General features: G+C 65.4%; 18 protein-coding genes. 8 read left to right on the top strand and 10 right to left on the bottom strand.

What is annotated here, in order from left to right; genetic code table 11:
- Positions 1-216: 216 nt before the first annotated feature.
- Together AB6M95_RS16250 and AB6M95_RS16245 are read right to left on the bottom strand one after the other, a co-directional pair.
- Positions 217-717: an acyl-CoA thioesterase gene (locus AB6M95_RS16250; RefSeq protein WP_371387798.1), complete on the bottom strand. Its 501-nt coding sequence runs from the start codon at positions 715-717 to the stop codon at positions 217-219.
- Between the two features lies 1 nt (position 718).
- On the bottom strand, positions 719-961 hold the full coding sequence (locus AB6M95_RS16245) for a hypothetical protein (RefSeq protein WP_014322593.1): 243 nt from the start codon (positions 959-961) through the stop codon (positions 719-721).
- Between the two features lie 187 nt (positions 962-1,148).
- Here AB6M95_RS16245 and AB6M95_RS16240 point away from each other — a divergent pair, with 187 nt between their 5' ends.
- Complete coding sequence (locus AB6M95_RS16240) at positions 1,149-3,032, top strand: potassium transporter Kup (RefSeq protein WP_371387797.1); 1,884 nt, start codon at positions 1,149-1,151, stop codon at positions 3,030-3,032.
- A 397-nt stretch (positions 3,033-3,429) separates the two neighbouring features.
- On the opposite strand, the gene AB6M95_RS16235 is transcribed toward AB6M95_RS16240, so the two are convergent.
- Positions 3,430-4,497: a M24 family metallopeptidase gene (locus AB6M95_RS16235; protein WP_371387796.1), complete on the bottom strand. Its 1,068-nt coding sequence runs from the start codon at positions 4,495-4,497 to the stop codon at positions 3,430-3,432.
- A 6-nt stretch (positions 4,498-4,503) separates the two neighbouring features.
- Positions 4,504-5,865, bottom strand: a complete 1,362-nt coding sequence (locus AB6M95_RS16230) for a protoporphyrinogen/coproporphyrinogen oxidase (RefSeq protein ID WP_371387795.1) — start codon at positions 5,863-5,865, stop codon at positions 4,504-4,506.
- Positions 5,866-6,129: 264 nt separating this feature from the next.
- Here AB6M95_RS16230 and AB6M95_RS16225 point away from each other — a divergent pair, with 264 nt between their 5' ends.
- The 6 genes from AB6M95_RS16225 (at position 6,130) to AB6M95_RS16200 (ending at position 12,868) form a co-directional block, all read left to right on the top strand.
- Positions 6,130-6,309 (top strand): hypothetical protein, encoded by a 180-nt coding sequence (locus AB6M95_RS16225; protein ID WP_371387794.1) that lies wholly within the window; start codon positions 6,130-6,132, stop codon positions 6,307-6,309.
- A 408-nt stretch (positions 6,310-6,717) separates the two neighbouring features.
- A complete protein-coding gene (locus tag AB6M95_RS16220) occupies positions 6,718-8,814 on the top strand; it encodes a phage tail protein (protein ID WP_371387793.1) in 2,097 nt (698 codons plus the stop codon).
- A gap of 35 nt (positions 8,815-8,849) precedes the next feature.
- A complete protein-coding gene (locus AB6M95_RS16215) occupies positions 8,850-9,317 on the top strand; it encodes a hypothetical protein (RefSeq protein ID WP_371387792.1) in 468 nt (155 codons plus the stop codon).
- 2 nt (positions 9,318-9,319) lie between these two features.
- Entirely contained in the window at positions 9,320-10,315 is a 996-nt protein-coding gene (locus AB6M95_RS16210; RefSeq protein WP_371387791.1) for a phage tail fiber protein, read from the top strand.
- A 1-nt stretch (position 10,316) separates the two neighbouring features.
- The gene (locus AB6M95_RS16205) at positions 10,317-12,422 is read left to right on the top strand and encodes a DUF7483 domain-containing protein (RefSeq protein WP_371387790.1); all 2,106 of its coding nucleotides are present in this window, start codon (positions 10,317-10,319) and stop codon (positions 12,420-12,422) included.
- An 11-nt stretch (positions 12,423-12,433) separates the two neighbouring features.
- Positions 12,434-12,868, top strand: coding sequence for a tail fiber assembly protein (locus tag AB6M95_RS16200; protein ID WP_371387789.1), 435 nt, complete (start codon positions 12,434-12,436; stop codon positions 12,866-12,868).
- A 114-nt stretch (positions 12,869-12,982) separates the two neighbouring features.
- On the opposite strand, the gene AB6M95_RS16195 is transcribed toward AB6M95_RS16200, so the two are convergent.
- From AB6M95_RS16195 to AB6M95_RS16175, 5 genes are all read right to left on the bottom strand, one after another.
- Positions 12,983-13,495 (bottom strand): cupin domain-containing protein, encoded by a 513-nt coding sequence (locus tag AB6M95_RS16195; protein ID WP_371387788.1) that lies wholly within the window; start codon positions 13,493-13,495, stop codon positions 12,983-12,985.
- A gap of 9 nt (positions 13,496-13,504) precedes the next feature.
- Complete coding sequence (locus tag AB6M95_RS16190; RefSeq protein WP_371387787.1) at positions 13,505-13,714, bottom strand: SlyX family protein; 210 nt, start codon at positions 13,712-13,714, stop codon at positions 13,505-13,507.
- Between the two features lie 68 nt (positions 13,715-13,782).
- Positions 13,783-14,667: a DMT family transporter gene (locus AB6M95_RS16185; RefSeq protein WP_371387786.1), complete on the bottom strand. Its 885-nt coding sequence runs from the start codon at positions 14,665-14,667 to the stop codon at positions 13,783-13,785.
- Between the two features lie 92 nt (positions 14,668-14,759).
- On the bottom strand, positions 14,760-15,944 hold the full coding sequence (locus AB6M95_RS16180; protein ID WP_371387785.1) for a THUMP domain-containing class I SAM-dependent RNA methyltransferase: 1,185 nt from the start codon (positions 15,942-15,944) through the stop codon (positions 14,760-14,762).
- A 19-nt stretch (positions 15,945-15,963) separates the two neighbouring features.
- Positions 15,964-17,250 (bottom strand): hypothetical protein, encoded by a 1,287-nt coding sequence (locus tag AB6M95_RS16175; protein ID WP_371387784.1) that lies wholly within the window; start codon positions 17,248-17,250, stop codon positions 15,964-15,966.
- A 307-nt stretch (positions 17,251-17,557) separates the two neighbouring features.
- Here AB6M95_RS16175 and AB6M95_RS16170 point away from each other — a divergent pair, with 307 nt between their 5' ends.
- Positions 17,558-18,106 (top strand): hypothetical protein, encoded by a 549-nt coding sequence (locus tag AB6M95_RS16170; protein ID WP_371387783.1) that lies wholly within the window; start codon positions 17,558-17,560, stop codon positions 18,104-18,106.
- 637 nt (positions 18,107-18,743) lie between these two features.
- On the opposite strand, the gene AB6M95_RS16165 is transcribed toward AB6M95_RS16170, so the two are convergent.
- A complete protein-coding gene (locus AB6M95_RS16165) occupies positions 18,744-20,018 on the bottom strand; it encodes a Y-family DNA polymerase (RefSeq protein ID WP_371387799.1) in 1,275 nt (424 codons plus the stop codon).
- Positions 20,019-20,141 lie beyond the last annotated feature (123 nt).

Genomic DNA, 20,141 nt, shown 5'->3' with positions numbered 1-20,141 from the left:
CTGCTCGGCGTCCTGCCCGCCACCGGTTCCGGGGGCCTGATCAGGCCCCCGGAACCGGTGGACGAACAATAAAAGTGTTACCCATGTACCCGGGCAGAACTGTTACCCATGTTTCCGGTTGCACAGGACAACCCTTTTCAAAGGGTTTCCCTCTCCCCTTCCCCCGGCCGCCGGAGGCAAGAAAAAAAGGCCGCCCCGGGCGGCCCTTTTGCGTGGTTACTTCTTGGGTCGGCAGAGTTTTTTGCCTTCTTCGAGTTCCCGTTCCCGTTTGCGGTTTTCGCGGCGGAGTTCGGCTTCCTTGTAGCGGCGTTTGGCGGTGTCGGTTTCGAGCTTGAGGGGCGGGACTTCGGCGGGTTTGCCGTTGTCGTCCAGGGCCACGTAGGTCAGGTAGGCGGAGTTGGTGTGGCGGACCTCGCCGGTGCGCAGGTTTTCGGCCTCCACGCGCACGCCGATCTCCATGGAGGTGCGGCCCACGTGGTTCAGGCTGGCCTTGAAGATGAGCAGCTCGCCCATGTAGGCGGGCTGCTTGAAGGCCATGCGGTCGATGGACACGGTCACGGTGTTGCTGCGCGAGTGGCGCTTGGCCACCACGCCGCCGGTCGTGTCCACGTGCTTGAGTATGACGCCGCCGTGCAGGTTACCTGCGGGGTTGGCGTCCTGGGGCAGGACGAGGTGGGTCATGATCACCTCGGACTCTGCTGCGGATTTCGCTTTCATATCAGTCCTCTCTGGATTTTCCATAGTGTACGCGGGCCTCCCAGACCAGTTTCCCGATCTTGCGGCCCAGGTCGGCCTGGCGCGTCTTCATCAGCGCTTCGGCCGCCTCCTGGTTGCCCTGCTGCTTGAGCAGGGTGGCGGATTCCAGATCACGCAGGTGGCTCTCGCACTCCCGGATAATACCAGAAAGGTTCAGGGTTTCCAGTTCCTTGGGTACGCGGACACTGCGGACTTTCTTGCTCATGGCACCACCCCCCGGAGGTTTTCATTGTGTCATTCAAATTGATGACAGAGCGTGGCGCGGTGGTCAAGCCCCGTATTTCGGGCGTTTCCGGGCCAAAGACTGGGGGGTGGCCCTTGAGGGAAGATGACGGTATGATGCTCTGCGTCGGGCCGGAAATGCCGCCCCGGACACAGTCAACGGAGTTCAGATGGATACTTTCGATAATCCGACGGGAAAACGGCTGGCGGGCCTTTCCCTGGCAGCGCTGGGCGTGGTCTTCGGCGACATCGGCACCAGCCCTCTGTACGCCCTGCGCGAGTGCTTTCACGGGGATTTCGGCATTGCGGTCACCCACGAGAACGTCCTGGGCGTCCTGTCCCTGATCTTCTGGGCGCTCATGCTCATCGTCTCCTTCAAGTACCTGACCATGGTGCTGCGCGCCGATCACGACGGCGAGGGCGGCGTGCTCGCCCTGACCACCCTGGTCAAGCCGCGCCGCGAGCACATGACCAAGGGGGCCTGGGTCCTGATCATCCTCGGCCTGTTCGCGGCCTGCCTGCTCTACGGCGACGGCATGATCACCCCGGCCATCTCGGTCCTGAGCGCCGTGGAGGGGCTGGGGCACATCACCCCCCTGTTCGACCCGTACATCCTGCACATCACCCTGGCCATCCTGATCAGCCTGTTCCTGCTGCAACGCCACGGCACGGCCAAGGTCGGGACCCTGTTCGGCCCGGTCATCCTGATCTGGATGACGGCCCTGGCCCTGCTCGGCCTGCACCAGGTGATCAAGAACCCCTCGGTGTTCGCGGCCATCCTGCCCTGGCACGGCCTGCATTTCCTGATCGCCAACAAGGTCCACGGCTTCGTGGTCCTGGGCGCGGTCTTTCTGGTGGCCACCGGGGCCGAGGCCATCTACGCGGACCTGGGCCACTTCGGGCGCAAGCCCATCCGGCTGACCTGGTTCTTCCTGGCCCTGCCCGCCCTGCTGCTCAACTACTTCGGCCAGGGCGCACACCTGCTGGCCGCGCCCCAGGACGCCTTCCACCCGTTCTACGCCATCGTGCCCCGCTGGGGAATCATCCCCATGGTCATCCTGGCCACCATGGCCACCATCGTGGCCTCCCAGGCGGTCATCACCGGGGCCTTTTCCCTGACCTCCCAGGCGGTCCAGCTCGGCTACCTGCCGAGGCTGCGCGTGACCCACACCTCGTCCACGCACATGGGCCAGATATACGTGGCCCCGGTCAACTGGCTGCTGATGATCTGCACCGTGGGCCTGGTCCTGGGCTTCCGGACCTCGAGCCGCCTGGCCGCGGCCTACGGCGTGGCCGTGACCGCGAGCATGCTCGTCACCGCGACCCTGTTCTACGTGGTCATGCGCAGGCGCTGGGAATGGAAGCTGCCCGTGGCCGTGGGGCTCACGGCCCTGTTCTTTTCCGTGGACTTCTCGTTCTTCGCCGCGAACATGACCAAGATCGCCCACGGCGCGTGGTTCCCCCTGGTCATCGCCCTGCTGGTCCTGGCCGTGATGCTCACCTGGGAGCGGGGCAGCGAGATCCTGGCCCAGCGCGCCCAGGGGCTGACCCGTCCCCTGGACGATTTTCTCAAGGAGATCGCGGACAATCCGCCCAAGCGCGTCCCGGGCCAGGCCGTGTTCCTGACCCGCAGCCACAACACCGTGCCCGTGGCCATGATCCAGAACCTGCGCCACAACAAGGTCTTGCACTCCGAGGTCTATTTCCTGAACATCCGCACCGAGCAGATCCCCCGCGTGCCCAACTTCGAGAAGATCGAGCTGGAACGGTTCGGCTCGGGCGTCCACCGGGTTATCGCCCATTTCGGCTACATGGAGGAACCCACCGTGGCCGTGATCTTCGCCCTGTGCAAGGACAAGGGCGTGAACGTGGACATCAACTCGGCCAGTTTCTTCCTGGGCCGCGAAAAGCTGACCGTGGGCGATCCTCCGGCCATGAGCCGCTGGCGCTCCAGCCTCTACCTCTTCCTGGCCAGGAACGGCATGGATCCGGCGGCGTTCTTCGATATCCCCTCCGAGCAAGTCATCGAAGTAGGCGCGAGGTTGCAGATTTAGCGGGGGGGGGCGGCTTCCGATAGCGGGCCATCTGCACATTTTCCGAGGGCCCGCCTGATCCTCACGTACTGGGGTACGCTGCGGTCAGGCGAACCCTCGGAAAATGCACAGCTGACCCACTCTCGAAAGCCTTGTGCCAGCGCGGTAAAAGAGCCGCTGTCGGGTGCTGCGCACCCGATTCGCTCCAAGTGAAAGACAGGGCCTTCGACTCATTGTAGAGGCGGAGGCCTTTGTCTATGCGTACTTACCCCGCGAAGCGGCGCTAAAAAGTTTGGAAGAGGGAGTCCAGAGGGGGAAACTTTTTCAAAAGTTTCCCCCTCTGGCCGCCGGAGGCATTAAAAAACTCGTGGCCCGCTACAGCGGGGCGCGAGTTTATTTGTAATGGTCTCAGGGGTGGTTACATGACGCGGCAGCCGTCTTCGGTGACGAGGACCTGGTATTCCCAGCGGATGCCGCCCCAGGCGGGGTCGTAGAGGCCGGGTTCGACGGTGACGACCATGCCGGGTTCGAGCTGGCCCTGGCCCGCGCGGGACAGGGACGGCGGTTCGTGGGTTTCGAGGCCCACGCCGTGGCCCAGGCCGTGGGTGAAGAGGGTCTCGACGCCGTCCTTTTCAAAGACCGCGTAGGCGGCGTGGTAGGCGTCCACGCAGGACAGGCCGGGGCGGATGATGTCGATGGCCGCCTGCTGGGCGGCGCGCACCTGCTCCATGGTCTTTTTGAAGCGGTCGGACGGCTTGTCGCCGACCCAGAAGGTCCGGGTCTGGTCCGAGTTGTAGTCGAGCAGGCGGCAGCCGGTGTCGATGAGGACCAGGTCGTTTTCGCGCAGCCTGGTGTCGCCGGGGATGCAGTGGGGCAGGGCCGCGTTGGGGCCCACGCCCACGATGGTCGAGAAGGCCAGCTCCTGGGCGCCGTGTTCGCGGAAGAACTTCTCCACCAGCCAGGCCACTTCCTTTTCGGTGCGGCCGGGGATCAGCTCGCCCTCGATGTATTCGAAGAGTTCGTGGTTGAGGCGCATGGATTTGTCCATGCGGCGGATTTCGTCCTCGTCCTTGACGATCCGCAGGGACTCCACGAGGTTTTCGGTGGCGGTCAGGGTGAAGTTCTCGGCCAGCTTGTCGTAGTCGAACAGGTGCAGGGCCTTGGGCTCGAAGCCCAGGGAATCGACGCCGCGTCCTTTCAGGAATTCGGCGATCTCCTTGTGCTTGCGGGCCGTATAGATGCACAGGTTGTTCTCGTCCCAGACCTGCCGGGCCGCGTCGAAGTAGCGCGGGTCGGTGAACAGGTAGTCGTCGTCCGGGGTTATCACGACCCAGCCGGACGATTCGTTGCACTGGGCGTCATGCAGCTCGAAGCCGCTCAGATAGTACCGGTTGGCCGCCAGCGAGACGAGCATGGCGGACAGGCCGCGAGCGTGCATTTCGCTTTTGAGCTCCTCGCGGCGTTTTTCAAAAACGGATTTGTCCATGGTGTCCTAATCCAGTGTGTAGGTTTTCTCCGGGGTGCCGGTGAGCATGCGCTCGGCCCATTCCACGCCCTGCATGACCGAGTGGTCCATGTTGGAGACCTCGTATTTCCAGCCGCCGAAGCGGCCCCGGGACTGGATGCCCATGGCTTCCAACCCCGGCTGGAGAACGCGGAGCGCGTTGTCGCGCGCAAGGCTCGGCACGGGATAGCCGTAGTCCACGGCCATCTCCCAGCGGGTCAGGATGTCCTCCACCCTGTCCCCGCGCAACAGGTCGGAGTTTACCAGACCCTGCACGGTGCGGTCCATCAGTTCGTTGACGTTTTCCGGCTTGTGCTCCGAGAAGGAGGTCTCGCACATGAAAGCCAGCTGCCCGCCGGGCCGGGCCGCGTTGTTCGGCGAGTAGTTGTGGAAATTGGTCACCCGGTAGAAGGGGCTGTCGCTCTCCGGGAAATACATCCAGCACCGGGAGTCCGGGGCGGCGTCGGGCTCCATGTCGAGGCCCACCCCGGCCACATATACCGAATTGTGGACCAGGTCCCCGGCCGCGTCGATCATGGCGTCCGGCGCGTCCGCGAGCCAGTCGCGGGCCAGGACGTCCAGGGGCGCGGTGTTGAGCAGGGCGTCGTACTCCACGGTCAGGCCCTGCGCGGTGGTTACGGTCCCGGCCTTGGCGTCGACGCGTGTGACGGCCTGGCCGTACTCGATGCGTCCGGCCAGACGGTCGGCCAGCCGCCGGAAGATCTCGCCCGTACCGCCGTGCAGCGGAAACTTGAAGGTGTTGTTCGGGCCCCAGGCCACGTCGTCGCGTTCCAGGATGATGTTGCGCAGGACCTTCTTGAGGTCCACCACCGAGACCCGCTCGCCGATCCAGCCGAACTGCATCAGCTCGGGCGGGGTGGCCCAGACCTTGAAGTTGTACGGGTCCATGAAGTGGCGGGCGATGCCCGGCCCGAAGACCGCGTCGATCCACTGGGCGAAGTTCTCGGGAGACGCTTCGGGCCGGTTGCCGGGCAACAGCCCCTCCACGCACTCCCATCGGGCCGCTTTCGGCAGGTGGCGGATGTTGTTCTGGAACGGATAGGGCACCCAGGTGTTGTTGGAGCGGACCCAGGACTCGCGCTGGTGCTCCAATCGCTCGGAGCCGAGCAGGGAGTCCATGAGCGCGTCGAAGTAAGCGTAGTGGGAGAAGACCACGTGGCCGCCGATGTCCCAGGTGAAGCCCTTGTCGTCCTTGAAGCTGGCGGCCAGCCCGCCCGCGTGGGCGTTGCGCTCGAGCACCAGGAAATCGGCCTCGCCGAGCGCCTTGAGCCGGTGGGCCGCGCCCAGGCCCGTGGGGCCCGCGCCGATGATCAGATATTTCGTTTTCACTGTGCGCCTCTGGTTGCAGTGGGTAGTTCTTTCCGGTCCGTGGAACCGTATCAAGTTTGGTGCCAGCCTGCGGCCCGCGTGTCAAAGGGGCGGGATGCCGGGAGATCGGCCGGGCCCGGGGAAATAATAACACGGCTAAGGATACGGCCCCTTGCCAATCCCCGGTAGGGGGCTTACTTTGAAACCATGACCAGGAAATTCGATCCGGAACTGCTGTATGTGGAATGTCACCGTTGCGGCCAGCCTGTCCTCTGGAAGCGCGGCATGACCACGAAACTCCTCAAACTGGCCAAGATCGATCCGTCCACCCTGGATGCGCGGTGCGTGATCATCTCGGAAGGGTGCCCCAACTGCGTGCCCGACGAGACCACCTTCACCACCCAGGTCATTCGCCTGAACCGGGAAAAGGACGAGCGATCCTCCATGCCGGCAGTGGCCAACTAGGACAGGCCGACATACGGCGTGAAAAGCGCCTGTATTCCGGGTAACCATCCGGAATACAGGCGCTTTCTCCTTTTTTGCCGCCAGGAGGCCCTGCCGACCGGGCGGGGACCTCCCCCGTGTCTGCCTTTGCTTGTCATTTCATGCCCGATCACTAGTCATTCTCTCCCGAAGGCCATTCCCCGGACTGTTTCCAGCGGCCTGTCATAAAATATAACATACTGATTTAATGCGGTAAACAATAGATCCATCCCGCCTGCCCGGCCGCCCATGCCGCGCAAAACCCGTCAAGCTGTATTTTCATACCTCTCGGCTCCGCTCGATACCCTGTCGGCTCCCGGCCGGAAAACCGGGGCTATGCTCCTTGGCAAGCCCGGGGCGCGTCCCCGAAAATCAAGGAGCCGACCAGACATGAGCACAGCCACCCCAGCGATCACCAATTTCACGGCGGGCGAGATATCCCCCAGGCTGGAGGGGAGAACCGACCTCTCCAAGTACTTCAACGGGTGCCGCACCCTGGAGAACTTCCACGTCCACCCCCACGGCGGCACCTCGCGGCGGCCCGGATTCCGGTTCGTGGCCGAATCCCTGGGCCGGAACGCGCCGGTCCTGCTCATCCCCTTCGAGTTCAACGCGGAGCAGACCTACGTACTCGAATTCGCCGAGGACCAGACCGGGCAGGGGCGCATGCGCGTCTTCTCCGGCCACGGCGTGGTCCTGTCCGACGGTTCGCCGTACGTCCGGGACATCCCCTATACGGCCGGTGAGTTCGACAAACTGCGTTACGCCCAGTCGGACAACTCGCTCATCCTGGTCCACCCGGACCACCCGGTGCGCGAGATGACCCGTGTGGACCACGACGACTGGACCCTAGAGGAGATGGCCTTCACCGGACGGCCCGAGGTCTGGGCCGAGGGCGATTATCCCTCGGCCGTATGCTTCTACGAGCAGCGTCTGGTCCTGGCCGCCACCCGGACGAACCCGGCCACCCTGTGGCTGTCGCGTACCGGCGAGTTCACGGATTTCCGGCTGAAGACCCGCGAGGTGCCCATGGACGGCTGGCGGGACCTGGAGATCACCGACGGCAACGGCGACGGGCTGCGCGACGGCAAGGCCGGGGACACCCTCGTCCTCCTGACCGGGGCCGGGTTCGAGGCCCGGGACGCCCTCAAGGGCCAGCACCCGGACGGGACCACCCGCTACTACCGCTACAAGGGCGCCAAGAACTATTCGGCCATCAGCGCGCAGATCACGGTTACCTTCGCAGCCGAGCCCGAAGGCAACCAGATCGAGGCGATCTGGAACGGGAACGGCGAACTCGACGCGGACGCCTGGGAGTGTTTCGAGGTCGGCGACCGGGCCGACGCCCCGGCCGGGGAAGATCCCCTGGACGACGACGCCATCGAGGTCACCCTGTCCGGCCGCCAGGCCAACGGCATCGAATTCATCGTCCCGCGCCGGGCCCTGTGGATCGGCACGGCGGGCGGCGAGTGGACCCTGAGCGCCTCGTCCAGCGACCCGCTCACCCCGGAGAACGTCAAGGCCGCCCAGGAGGGCACCAGCGGGGCCTCGTCCACCCGGCCCGAGTCTGTGGGTTTCGCCACCCTCTACATCCAGCGGGCCGGGCGCAAGATCCGCGAGATGTCCTACCGCTTCGAGGCCGACGCCTACGTGTCCAAGGACCTGACCCTGCTCTCGGAGCACATCACCGAGAGCGGGCTGACCCAGCTGGCCTATGTCCAGGAGCCGGATTCCATCCTCTACGGCGTGCGCACGGACGGGGTGCTGGTCGCCCTGACCTACGTGCCGGACCAGGACGTGGCGGCCTGGTCGCGCATCGTCACCGACGGCGTGGTGGAGCGCGCGGCCACGGTCTACAACGACGCCGAGAAGCGCGACGAGCTGTGGATCGCCGTGCTGCGCACCGTGAACGGCGAGTCCCGCCGCTACATCGAGTACCTGGAGGCCCCGTTCGACGGAACCATCGAGGACGCCTTTTTCGTGGACAGCGGCCTGACCTACCGGGGCGACCCCACGGACACGGTGTCCGGGCTCGGCCATCTGGCCGGGCGGACCGTTTCCGTGCTGGCCGACGGGACCGTGCAGGCCGACCGGACCGTGGCCCAGGACGGCACCCTGACTCTGGACCGGCCCGCCTCGGCCATCCACGCCGGGCTCCCCTACAGCTCGGTGCTCCAGCCCATGCGGCTGGACGCGGGCAGCCAGCGGGGCACGGCCCAGACCAAGAAGAAACGCATCACCAAGGTGGCCGCCCGGTTCCACAACACCCTCGGCGGTCTCATCGGGCCGGACGTGTCCAGGCTGGAACCGGTCTACTTCCGCTCCCCGGCAACGCCCATGGGCCGGTCGCCGGGGCCGTTCAGCGGCGACAAGATCGTCAATTTCCCCAAGGGCTGGGACCGCGACGGGCTGCTGACCATCGTGCAGCGGCAGCCCCTGCCCATGACCGTGCTCATGATCGTGCCCCAGCTCATCGTCAACGAATAACCGGGAACAACCCAAACCATAAAGAGAGGATAACCATGGGAAACGATGCTTCCACGCAGACGCTTGAACAGGGTATGGACCTGTTCAGCAACGTCACGGATTTTCTGGGCGGCCGGATCGGCGGGAACAAGGCCGCCTCGACCGCCGGGGACCGGGCCGCGCTCCTTGAAACCGACGCGGCGGGCGACGCCCACGACCTCAAACGGCGGTCCGAGCGGGACGCCGCGAAGTTCCGGGGGGAGCGCGAACGGACGCGCGCCCGGGGCAACGCGGGCTGGGGCGGCTCGGGGCTGGACATGTCCGGGTCCAAGGCGCTCATCCGCGACGCGGACCGGCTCAAGGACCTCCAGGCCGAGGAGGATGTCCTCTTCGATGGGGAGCGGAACGCCGAGTCCAGGCTGCGGACCGCCCGCAGTCAGGGAAACCTGCTGCGCATCGACGAGGGCCTCGCCCCCGTGCGTTCGACCCTGTCCCTGGGCTCGAAAATCTACGGGAGGAACTGAGCATGACCATTTCCTCCACCGAAACCAAGGCGATCTACACCGGCGACGGGTCCACGGTCAATTTCCCGATCCCGTTCATGTTCCTGCGCAACGAGGACATCCGGGTCCTGGTCATCGACGGAAACGGCCTGGAACTGCCCCGGTCCGAGGGAACCGACTACCGGCTCTCCGGGGTCGGGGAGCAGATGGGCGGAACCTGCACCCTGTCCGAACCGCCCGAGGCGGGGCGAACCGTGGTCATCAGCCGCGAACCGGCCCTGGTTCAGGAGGTGGACTACGTGGAGAACGACGCCTTCCCGGCCGCCACCCACGAGGCCGCCCTGGACAAGCTGACCATGATCTGCCAGGCCCTGGCCGAAAAGCTGGACCGCGCCCTGACCTTCCGCATCTCCTCGGCCGTGACCGGCGTGAACCTGCCCGACCCCGGCCCGGACCTCGTGCTCGCCTGGAACGCTGGCGGCGACAATCTGGTCAACAAAAACGTGGCCGACGCGGGCGGCCTGACCATTCCCGTGCCCATCAGCCAGGGCGGCACCGACGCGGACAACCCGGCCGAGGCCCTGTTCAACCTCGGCTTCGGGGCGGCGGGGCTGACCGTGGCCGGGTGCGATGACGAGGCCGAGATCCTGGCCGCCATCGGGGCCGAGCCCGCGGACGCGGCCCTGCTCAAGGCGGACCGGGCGGGCCTGCTCCGGGCCGCCTACGGCGATGAGGTCCAGGTCCATACCGGCGCGGATCTGTCCGGGCTGGTCATCGCCCGCAATCACGTGGCCTGGACCCTGACCGGCGCGAGTCTGTTCAGCGACGTGGCCCTGCCCTATGACGGGACCTACGTCTTCCACGTCTACCCCGGCGGCCACAGCCTGAGTCTGGCCGCGAGCTACAAGAGCGACGGCCTCCTGCCGTCCCCGGACCCCGACGCCGGGGAGATCCGCATCGCCGTGGAACAGTACAACTCGCGCAAGACCATCGTGTCCCTGCAGAACGTGGAGGTGTAGCATGTTGACTCCCAAGGAAACAGGCGGCAGGGGCGGGGTTTATCCGGTACGCATCGGGTATTCGGCCCTGTGTGAATCCGGGTTTACTTCAACCGGCGCACCGGCGGAAAATGCGACCATGGCCCTGGGATGGAAGCCCACGGCGGTGGATACCGCGTATCCGCTCTGCGATCCGACGAACCATTACCTGCTGACCATCCGCAAGGCCGGGGCCACGGTCACGGTCTGGAAACAGGACGTGGAGCTGGGCAGCTACACGACCACGGCCACGACCTACGCCGGGCTTCTGGCCGAGGCGCTGGCGGCCTATGCCGGGAACGCCAGTGGCTATTTCTCCCGGCTTGTGGTGGTGGAGAGCGCCTTGGACTATTCCCGCTTTTACCAGCTTTCGCCGGCAGCCGCCGGGGTGTGGGTTCCGCGCCGCCTGGCCGGCATGGATGCGCATACCCTGCTCGAGTTCACCGACGCGGCGAACCTGGGCGCGGATTCGTCGGGAAGCGGCAATCACTGGACGTTGACCGGGGCCGCGCAGTCCGTCGATACCCCAACCAACAACTACGCCACGCTCAACCCCCTTGGCGGGGCTTCTTCCGTCGCCGTGCTCTCCGACGGGCTGCTGTCCATAACCGGGGATGGAGTGGGGGCGCCGTGGAGTAAGGCGGTGTCCACCCTCGGAGCTACCGGCAAGGTCTACTGGGAGGTGACCCTCGGGCAGTTAACGGCCCAAAATTATACTGTAGCCGGTATGATTGTAGCCCCCGGTGGGACGACGCAGTCTGATTATCCCGGCATTACAGCCGATGGATGGGGAATACAATCCTTTAACGGTAACCTCTATCTGTACCACAACGGCACATACACGAACCTGGGCGCGTGGGGAGACGCGTACGCCGGAGATGTCTTTGGCCTTGCGGTGGACCCGGAGTTGGGCAATGTATGGGTGCGGAAGAACGATACCGCATGGTTCGGATGCGGGGACCCGGAGTCGGGCAGTCTTCCGACGTTCTCCATTACCCCGGGGCTCACCTTCATGGCCGTTGCACAACTTGACAGCGTGGGCAAGTCAACGGTCGATTTCGGCCAGAATGGTTATGCCTATCCGGCCCCCGCAGGGTTCCTGCCGTTGTGCTCTACCAATCTCCCCGAACCGGAAACATTGGATGCGGGCAAGGTCTCGGAGGTGGTCCTTCGTACCGGGACGGGGGCCTCGGTTTCGATAACATCTCTGCCGTTTGCGCCCGACTTCGTGAACATCAAAAGTCGAAGCAATCAGGATATCTGGGTGTTATCCGATACTGCCCGAGGTGCCGGGCATTATCTCTCTACCAACTACAATAATGCTAATGCTACCAGCGGTTATATACTGACGGCTTTCCTCTCAAACGGCTACAGCTTGGGTACCCATGTGGCCGTAAACAGGGCGGCCGCATCCTTTGTCGATGTGGCCTTGAAGGCGGACTTGAAGGCCGGGTTCCAGGTGGTCCGATACACGGGGGACGGCGAGAGCGGCAGGACCATCGCGCACGACCTGAACAAGGTCCCCACGTTCATCATGGTCAAGCGGCTCGATGCGGCGGCTGACTGGAAAATCTACCATCAGGCGCTGGGGGCGGGTAAAAGCATCTCTTTCACCTACGCCGTGGCCGCTGTGGACGCCACCATATGGAACGACACGGAACCGACCTCGGCGGTGATAACCCTTGGCGACAACGCCGCCGTCAATGCTTCCGGCGGAGAGTACATCGCCTATATCTTCACCGACAGCGACGTGTTCAGGGCGTGGAGTTTCATCGGCAACGCTAATGCCGACGGTCCTTTTGTCGACCTCGGCGGGCGGCCGTTGTCCCTCCTGTTCTACAAAAACGCGGAATGGGGTTCGTCGCCCTGGTACAACTACGACGCCGTGCGCGACCCGTACAACAGTACCGATGACATCCTGAATCCCAACTTGTATGCGGCGGAACAGACCAATAATGCAAATTACAAGCTGGCATTTACCTCGCGCGGCTTCAAGCCGCTTACGGCAAACGCCGGTTATAACAGCAGCACGCAGCGTCTGATCGGTTTGGCGCTGCTCGACCAGACTAAATACGCAAACGCCTTCTAAGGAGAGCGATCATGTGGAAATACAATGACGGAACCTTTCGGCAGAATCCCCCGGCCCGCGTGGAATACGCCGGGTATGTCCGCAACTTCGCGGACCTGACCCCGGCCCAGCGCGACGAACTCGGCTACAACGAGGCCGTGCCGCTCAGGCGTGAGCCGTTCACCGCCTACGAAACCGAGTGGGTGAAGGGCGAGGACCTGGTATGCCGCGAGGTCGCGGTCAATGCCGTGGTGGACGAGGCGGCCAGGGACGCGGCGAAAGCGGATGAGGTCCGGGCCCTGCGCGACCGGCTGCTGGCCGAGAGCGACTGGACCCAGCTGGTCGACGCCCCGCTGGACGACGAGGAGAAAGCGGTGTGGGCGACGAAGCGGCAGGCCTGGCGCGACGTGCCGCAGCAGGGGGGATTCCCCGGCGCGGTGGCGTGGCCGGAACCGCCCGCCGTCTAGCGGCGACAAATCATATCGATACCCCTTCCCACCTCAACACGGGGCGTGTTTCCTCCGGGGGACGCGCCCCCCTCTTGTCAGAGGGGGGGGAATCGGGAGCGGGAAAGCCGGGTCTTATCGGGCGGTCAGGCGGACGATCCAATCGCGGAATTCGGGGTAGCGGGCGACCAGTACGGCCCGCTCGCCGTGGGCGTAGTCCGCGTACTCGAAGCCCGGGGCCACGGTGCAGCCCATGAGCGCGAAGTCCGCGCCGGGGAGCAGGCGCAAGCCCTGCCAGGAGCCGCGCGGGACCACTATCTGCGGGCGCTGTCCTGCCAGGACGTCGTTGCCGAAGACGATGGTCTCGCCCGACCCGTCCGGGTGGAGCTGAAGCATCTCGCACGGGCCGCCCGCGTAGAAATGGAAGGTCTCGTCGGAGATGAGCCGGTGCATGTGGGAGTAGGTATCGGGCGTGAGCAGGTAGTAGATGGCCGTGCCCATGGTGCGCGGCCCGGTATACCGGCCCGGCAGGATTTCGCGGGCCAGGGATTCGTCGGCCCGGTGGGTCTCAAGGAACCAGCCGCCCTCCTCGGGGTGGGGGCTCAGGCCGAGATACTCGATGATCTCCCCGGCGGTCGGTGAACCCATTGCTCCCCCCTAGCCGTTGTAGTGGGGCGGCGGCACGTCCGCCGGTCCGGAGGTTTCCAGTTCCTCGTCCAGGGCGCGGACCTTCTTGGCCAGCCGTTCCACCATCCGCCTGAGGTCCTCGATCTGGTTCTGCTGGGCGAAGATCTGGTCGCTCAGCTTTTCCATGGTCCGGTCCTGGAGCGCGACCAGGCTCTCCAGCCGCTCTATTCTCTCGTTCATGCGATCCTCCTTGGTGAGGCGAGTATGCGCCCCGGGCGCGGGGTTGGCAACGGCCCGCGCGGGGTCGGTCAGGCCCGGTTGGTCAGGTACACGCCGCTGATGACCATGAACCCGCCCACGGCCAGGGAGAGGTGGATGGGCTCGTTCAGGAGCAGGTAGCCCGTGAGCACGGCGAAGGCCGGGACCATGTTGATGAAGATGCCCGCCCTGGACGCACCGATGATGCTGATGGCCCGGTAGTACCAGTAGTAGGCCAGGGCCGTGGCCAGGAAGCCGAGGAAGATGACGCAGCCCCAGTCCACGGGCCGGACGTTGTTGAGGTCCGCGATGAATCCTTCAGCCAGGGCGGCGGGCAGGAGCATGAGGGTGCCGGTAAAGCTCGACCAGGCCACCGAGGTCAGCGGGGGCAGGTGCTTCATGACCGCGCGGCCGCCCATGGTGTAGGCGGTCCAGCTGGCCACGCAGCCGAGGATCATGAAGTCGCCCCGGCTCACGCCCCCGGCCAGCAGGGCCAGCGGGTCGCCGTCCGCGATGACCACGGACACGCCCACCAGGGAGATGAGCGCCCCGGCGGCGCGCAGCGGCCCGAACCGCTCCCCGCAGAACAGGGCCGAGATCAGGGCGATGCACACGGGCGTGCAGGCCACGATGAGCGCGGCCCGCCCGGCCGAGATGGACTGCAGGCCGGTGAAGAAGAAATAGCTGTAGGCGAACACGCCGGTGGCCCCGAGGAAGACCACGGGCAGGATCTGGTCGCGCCGCAGCCTGGGCAGCCGCCCGTCGGCCCGCCAGCACATGAACAGCAGGATGACCGAGGCCAGGGCGAAGCGCAGCACGGCGGCGGTCATGGGGTGCACCGACTGGGCCAGGACGCGCCCGGCCACCCAGGTGCCGCCCCACAGCATCATGCTCAGCACGAGCAGGACGTAGGTGTAGGTCAGGGATTGCTTCATGGTCGGAGGGATATACTCGCGAACGAACGAATTATCCACCCCTGGAGACCGGCTTTTTCCCGAGGGTGGCCATCACCTCCGGCGATGCCTGGTCACTGCGGCCCGTCGCCCTTTTTCGTCCCGGCGTAGAGCTCGTACTCCAGCAGCCGGCACTCGATCTTGGCGTTCCAGAAGACGCGCCGCCGCCGGGTGCGCAGCCCCACGCACTTGGCCAGGTCCATGTTGCCGGTGAAGATGTACCCGGTCTTGCCGCCGCAGCTGTGCTTGAAGAAATTCCCGATACCCTTGTAGACCGTTCTGAGCGACTCGATCTCGCCCAGACGCATGCCGTATTCCGGGTTGAGCATGACCACGCCCGGCCCTTCGGGCACCTCGGTCTCGGTGAAGTCGCAGACCTGAAATTCGATGAAGTCGCCCACCCCGGCCAGGCGGGCGTTGTCCCTGGCCGCCTCGATGGCCGCCGGGTCGTGGTCCGTGGCGATGATCCGCCCCTTGATCTCCGGGACTTCCGCGTCCTCGGCCCGCCCCAGCAAGTCGTCCCACGCCTCGGGGTCGTAGCCGACCACGTGCATGAAGGCGAAGTCGTCGCGCAGGAGCCCCGGCGCGCCGTTCATGGCCATGAGCGCGGCCTCGATGGGCAGGGTGCCGGAGCCGCACATGGGCGCGATGAAGTGGCCGCCCCGCCGGGCCAGTTCGGGCCAGTTCGCGGCCAGGATGCAGGCCGCGGCCAGGGTCTCCTGCATGGGCGCCTTGTGCGGCCGCTTGCGGTAGCCGCGGCGGGGCAGGGGCTCGCCCGTGGTGTCCAGGTACAGGGTGGCCCGGTTCTCGCGCCAGTGCAGGAACAGGCAGACCCCGCTCGTGTCCGGGCCGGAGTCCGGGCGCGACCCGGTGCGCTCCGTGAACCGGTCGGCCACCGCGTCCTTGACCCGCAGCCCGGCGAAGCGCGCGTCGTTGACCGTGGTGTCGCGCACCGACGCGTCCACGCGGAAATAGCCGTCCGCCGGAATGTACGCTTCCCACGGAATCCCCTTCACCTCGCGGTACAGTTCGTCCGCGTCGAAGGCACGGAACCGTTTCAGCTCGAAGAGGACCCGGTGTCCGGTGCGTACCCGCAGGTTCAGGCGCATGCAGTCGTTCAGCGAGCCGTGGACCTCCACGCCCGCGTCCAGGGGGATGGTCCGGTCAAAGCCGAGCGTCGTGAGCTCGGTCTGGAGGTACTCGGGCATATCTCTGGGGCAGGTCACCAGGATGGGGGCCGTGTCGGTAAATTTCGTCATGGTCGCTCGTTGATCCCGCCTAGAGGGGACGCATGTCCCACTCGCGGGCTGGATCGTCTTCAGGTTGAGGGTCGGTCGGCTCAAGATCACGCGGGCCACCGGAATCGGCCAGGCGCAAGCGCGTCCGCCTCGCGGAAAGGGCCAGGAACAGGGCCAGCCCGGCCACCGCGGCCGTGGACGGCTCGTAGAAAAGCGGGGTGGACATGCCCTGGACGAACAGGGCGGCGGCCAGCCCCGCGCCCATGCGCGTCAGCCGCCGGAAAACCAGGATGAACAGCCCGGTCAGGCAGACCGTGGGCAGGATGGCCCCCCAGCCGAGGGCGAAGCGCAGCCAGAAGGACGGCACCTGGCTCAGGTGCGCGCCGAACAGGGCGGGCGAATTCGTGACCCGCTCCCAGATGGGGACCATCTCGGGGGGGAAGGTGAAGGGCAGGGCGTGGTTCAGGGGCAGTCCGGAGACCAGGACGGACGGGGTCTGCGAGAACAGGGCCAGGGACTTGGCCCACAGCCAGTAGTCCACGTACCGGGCCAGGTCCGAGGGGGTGATCGGCAGCCGGAAAGTCAGGGCCAGGGCCGCGAAACAGGCCAGGAACACGGACGTGCGCAGCATGCGCCCGCCCCGGCCGAAACAGAGATATATCCACGCCGCCGCGAACAGTCCGGTGCGCGACAGGGTGGCCAGCAGCCCGGCCAGGATCAGGGCCCGGTACAGGGGGATGCCCTGGTCCGGCTCGTACAGCCCGTTGTCCGCCGGGCCCGGCTTGAGCGAGGCGCACAGGCAGACGAGCAGCAGCCCGGCCAGCAGGTCGGCATGGCCGATCCAGCGCAGGGAGGGCGCGGCCCGGTAGATGAACACTTCCACGGCCAGGTCGAGGACGCAGAGCAGCCCGAGCACCGCGCCCCACCGCTGGAAGGCCGCCCGGTCGGGCGTGCCGAAGGTGATGGTCCACAGCCAGCAGAAGCCGAGCATGATCACCGGCGTCAGTTCCGGGAGATAGGGGGTGAACCGCTCCAGTTGGTAGAAGATGTCCTGGTGATACAGGATCACGACGGCCGACAGCCCGGCGAACATGGCCAGCTCCAGAAAGAAGCGGGTCCGCAGCCGCTGCCCGGACCGCCGGAACAGGATGGCGTGCACCGTGCCCAGGGCCGCCAGGGCGACCCACGGCAGGAACGGCGAACTCTCCGGGCCGGGACCGGCGAACCGCGAGAGCAGGGTCCCCAGGGGCACCGCCGCACAGGCCACGGCCAGGGGCACCGCCGCCAGCCTGGACCAGGTCCGTTTCTTGGGCTGTTCCTGTTCCATACGCACCGTCAATTACCTCTTTGGGCACGCCAGGTAAAGGCGGCTCTGCGAATGGTAAAAGGTTTTTTTCAATGATTCCGGATCATATTTTTTTGTCCGTCGCCGAAAACAGGGATTTTTTGTCCCGGCGAATTGTTTAGGTAATTTATTGAAATAATTACGACATTTCTGCAGGCAACAGCCGAGGTCGACAACCGCTTCAAATGTTTTGAAAATATTGTCCGATGTGTGAAAATAGTTTATGGTTGCACCGTGTTGCCAAGCCTGGGGGGGCATGCGTGGACAGTTCGCACTGACTGGAGAGTCCATGAAAAAGGTTGCACAGACCCTGTCCGTCAAAACGGCCTTTGTTCTGTTTGTCCTGCTGTCCGCCATCGGACCGCTGTCCGGTTGCGCCGTGGTCGCCCCGCTGCTCGGCGCGGGCGGGCTCGCGTTCGCGCCCCTGCAATACGCGTCCACGGCCTACACCATCGGCGAGTTCACCTACCAGTACGCAGCCAACGACAAGACGCCCGACCAGGTCATTGAGGCCAAGTACGACGCCATGGTCAGCGGCGAGGCCTTCGAATTGCCCGAGTACCTCCAGTCCGAACCCGCCGGGCCCCAGGCCCCGGTCGTGACCGCCGAGGCCGAAACCCCGATCGACCAGGGCCCGGCCCTGTCCGAAGAGGCCCGCCGCAAACGCATTGAGAATATCCTCGGCAAACGCCGCACCCAGTTCGAACGCCTCGAAGTGCGCCGCATGGCCTTCCTCCAGGTCGCCCAGCCCAGGAAAACCCTGAGCTTCAACCAGACCGCCGCCACAGGAACCCCCGACCTCGTCCAGGCCACCGGCTCCCAAGTCTCGCTGGATTGATGCGGAGGACGCCTCCGGCGGGCCCTCGCCGGGCGGGCTTGAAACGCATGCCTCCGGCGGCTTAAGAACCTTTTGAGAAAAAGGTTCTTAAGAATCTCCCAAACTTTTTGTGTGCCTTCGGCAAGGGCGTGCGGGCGCGGGATGGCGAGCTGCTTGCTCGGAGGGGCTGGTGTAGCTTGGCTGTGCGGTGTCCCGAAGGGTTCGCGCCGGACGTCCACGGGCCTCGGAGGGCCGCCCGGCGCGAACCCTTCGGGACGGTTGCCAACGCCGCAGGCGAAGTTGGCGGAACTCGAAAAATGGGTTTTGCGGCGTTTTCGAACGGCGCTAAGAAGCATTTTTTATCGGGCTTACGCCCTTTCCCAAAAAACAACCCGCGATTTCGGGCGGAAAAAACGGCGCACTTCTTTAAGCGAAGCAGCACGCCGTTTCACCCGTTTTTTCTGCCCGAAATCGCACACCGGCACGGCGGAAGGCGTTCCTGTCGCGGCCTTCCGCGCTCGCACGCCCTTGAGCGAAGCGAACATGGGGGTGCAGGGGGCTTTGCTCCCTGCCGGGTCCAGGGCAGCGCCCTGGCCGTCGGAGACGCCGCCCGGCGAGGGCTCTCCCCGAAGGGGCCGCCGGAGGCATTCCCCGCCCCCTATTTCGCCAGCACCGTCAGTATTTCTTCCCAGACGGTGGTGTATCGGGGCGAGCGCATTTCGCGTTTCATGCGCCAGTCGCGGGTGATGCCGGAGGCGGCGAAGGAGAGGGTGTCGCGTCCCCAGCGATGGTTGACGTGGTCCACGGCGCGCATGAGCGGGGCGTCGTCGGGCCGGTGGTTGGGGGGCAGGGCGAGCAGGCTGAGCCAGCGGCCGTGTTCGGGTTCCAGGCCCGAGAGCATGACGCCGCATTTCTTGTATTCGTAGCCGTGCCGGAAGATGCGCTCCATGCCGGTCTTGGCCGCGCGGATGAGGGTGGGCGTATGGGAGGTGGCCACGGGCAGGGGGATGGACACGGTGTTCGAGTATTGCGGCTGCCCGAGCCTGAAGTTGTTGGTCTGGAGGTAGACCATGATGTTCGCCGCCACGGATTTTTGTCTGCGCAGTTTTTCGGCGGCCCGGGTGGTGTACTGGGCGGTGGCTTCGAGCATGTGGTCGAGCCGGGTGACCGGGTGGCCGAAGGAGCGCGATGACACGATGCTCTTCTTGTCTACTGGTCCGGCCTGAAAGCCGAGGCAGGGGAAGCCGCGCAGTTCCAGGAGGGTGTGCAGGCCGGTGACGGTCATCTTTTTCTGCACCCAGTCCCGTTTCAGCTCGCGGAACGTGAGCGCGTCGGTCACGCCCAGGGCGCGCAGGCGCTTGGCGTGGCGCGGGCCGATGCCCCAGACGTCGCCGATGTCGGTCCAGCGCAGCACCCGGTCCGGGTCCGGGCTGGCGGTGAGGTCGAACACGCCCCGGCTGCGCGGCTGTTTCTTGGCGAACCGGTTGGCCAGCTTGGCCAGGGTCTTGGTCCGGCCGATGCCCACGGTCACCGGGATGCCGGTCCAGGCCAGGACCGTGGCCCGCACCCGCCGCGCATACGCCTCGGCCCCGCCCGGCACGCCGCTCAGGTCGCAGAACGCCTCGTCGATGGAATAGACCTCCACCGCCGGGCAGAACCGCGACAATATCTGCATCACCCGGGCGGACATGTCCCCGTACAACGCGTAGTTGGACGAGAACACCGCCACCCCCAGCCGCTTGAGCCGCGACCGGCACTTGTAATATGGCGTACCCATGTCGATGCCCAACTCCTTGGCCTCCGAAGACCGCGCGATCACGCACCCGTCGTTGTTCGACAAGACCACCACCGGCCGCCCGTTCAACTCCGGCCGAAACGCCCGCTCGCACGACGCATAAAAATTGTTGCAGTCAATCAACCCATAACTGGCCATGGCGAAAACGGCAACGGATAGTCTAGACATATTACTTACTCCAATTATTCCGGCTTGATGACCTTACGCGGTTTGCTCCCATCCTGGGGGCCGAGGATGCCGTCCATTTCCATCTGTTCAATG

Origin of the sequence: Pseudodesulfovibrio karagichevae, assembly GCF_041414475.1 — a bacterium.
GTDB lineage: Bacteria > Desulfobacterota > Desulfovibrionia > Desulfovibrionales > Desulfovibrionaceae > Pseudodesulfovibrio > Pseudodesulfovibrio karagichevae.
Note: the sequence above shows the minus strand (reverse complement) of the source record. Positions and strands in the feature narration are given on the sequence as shown.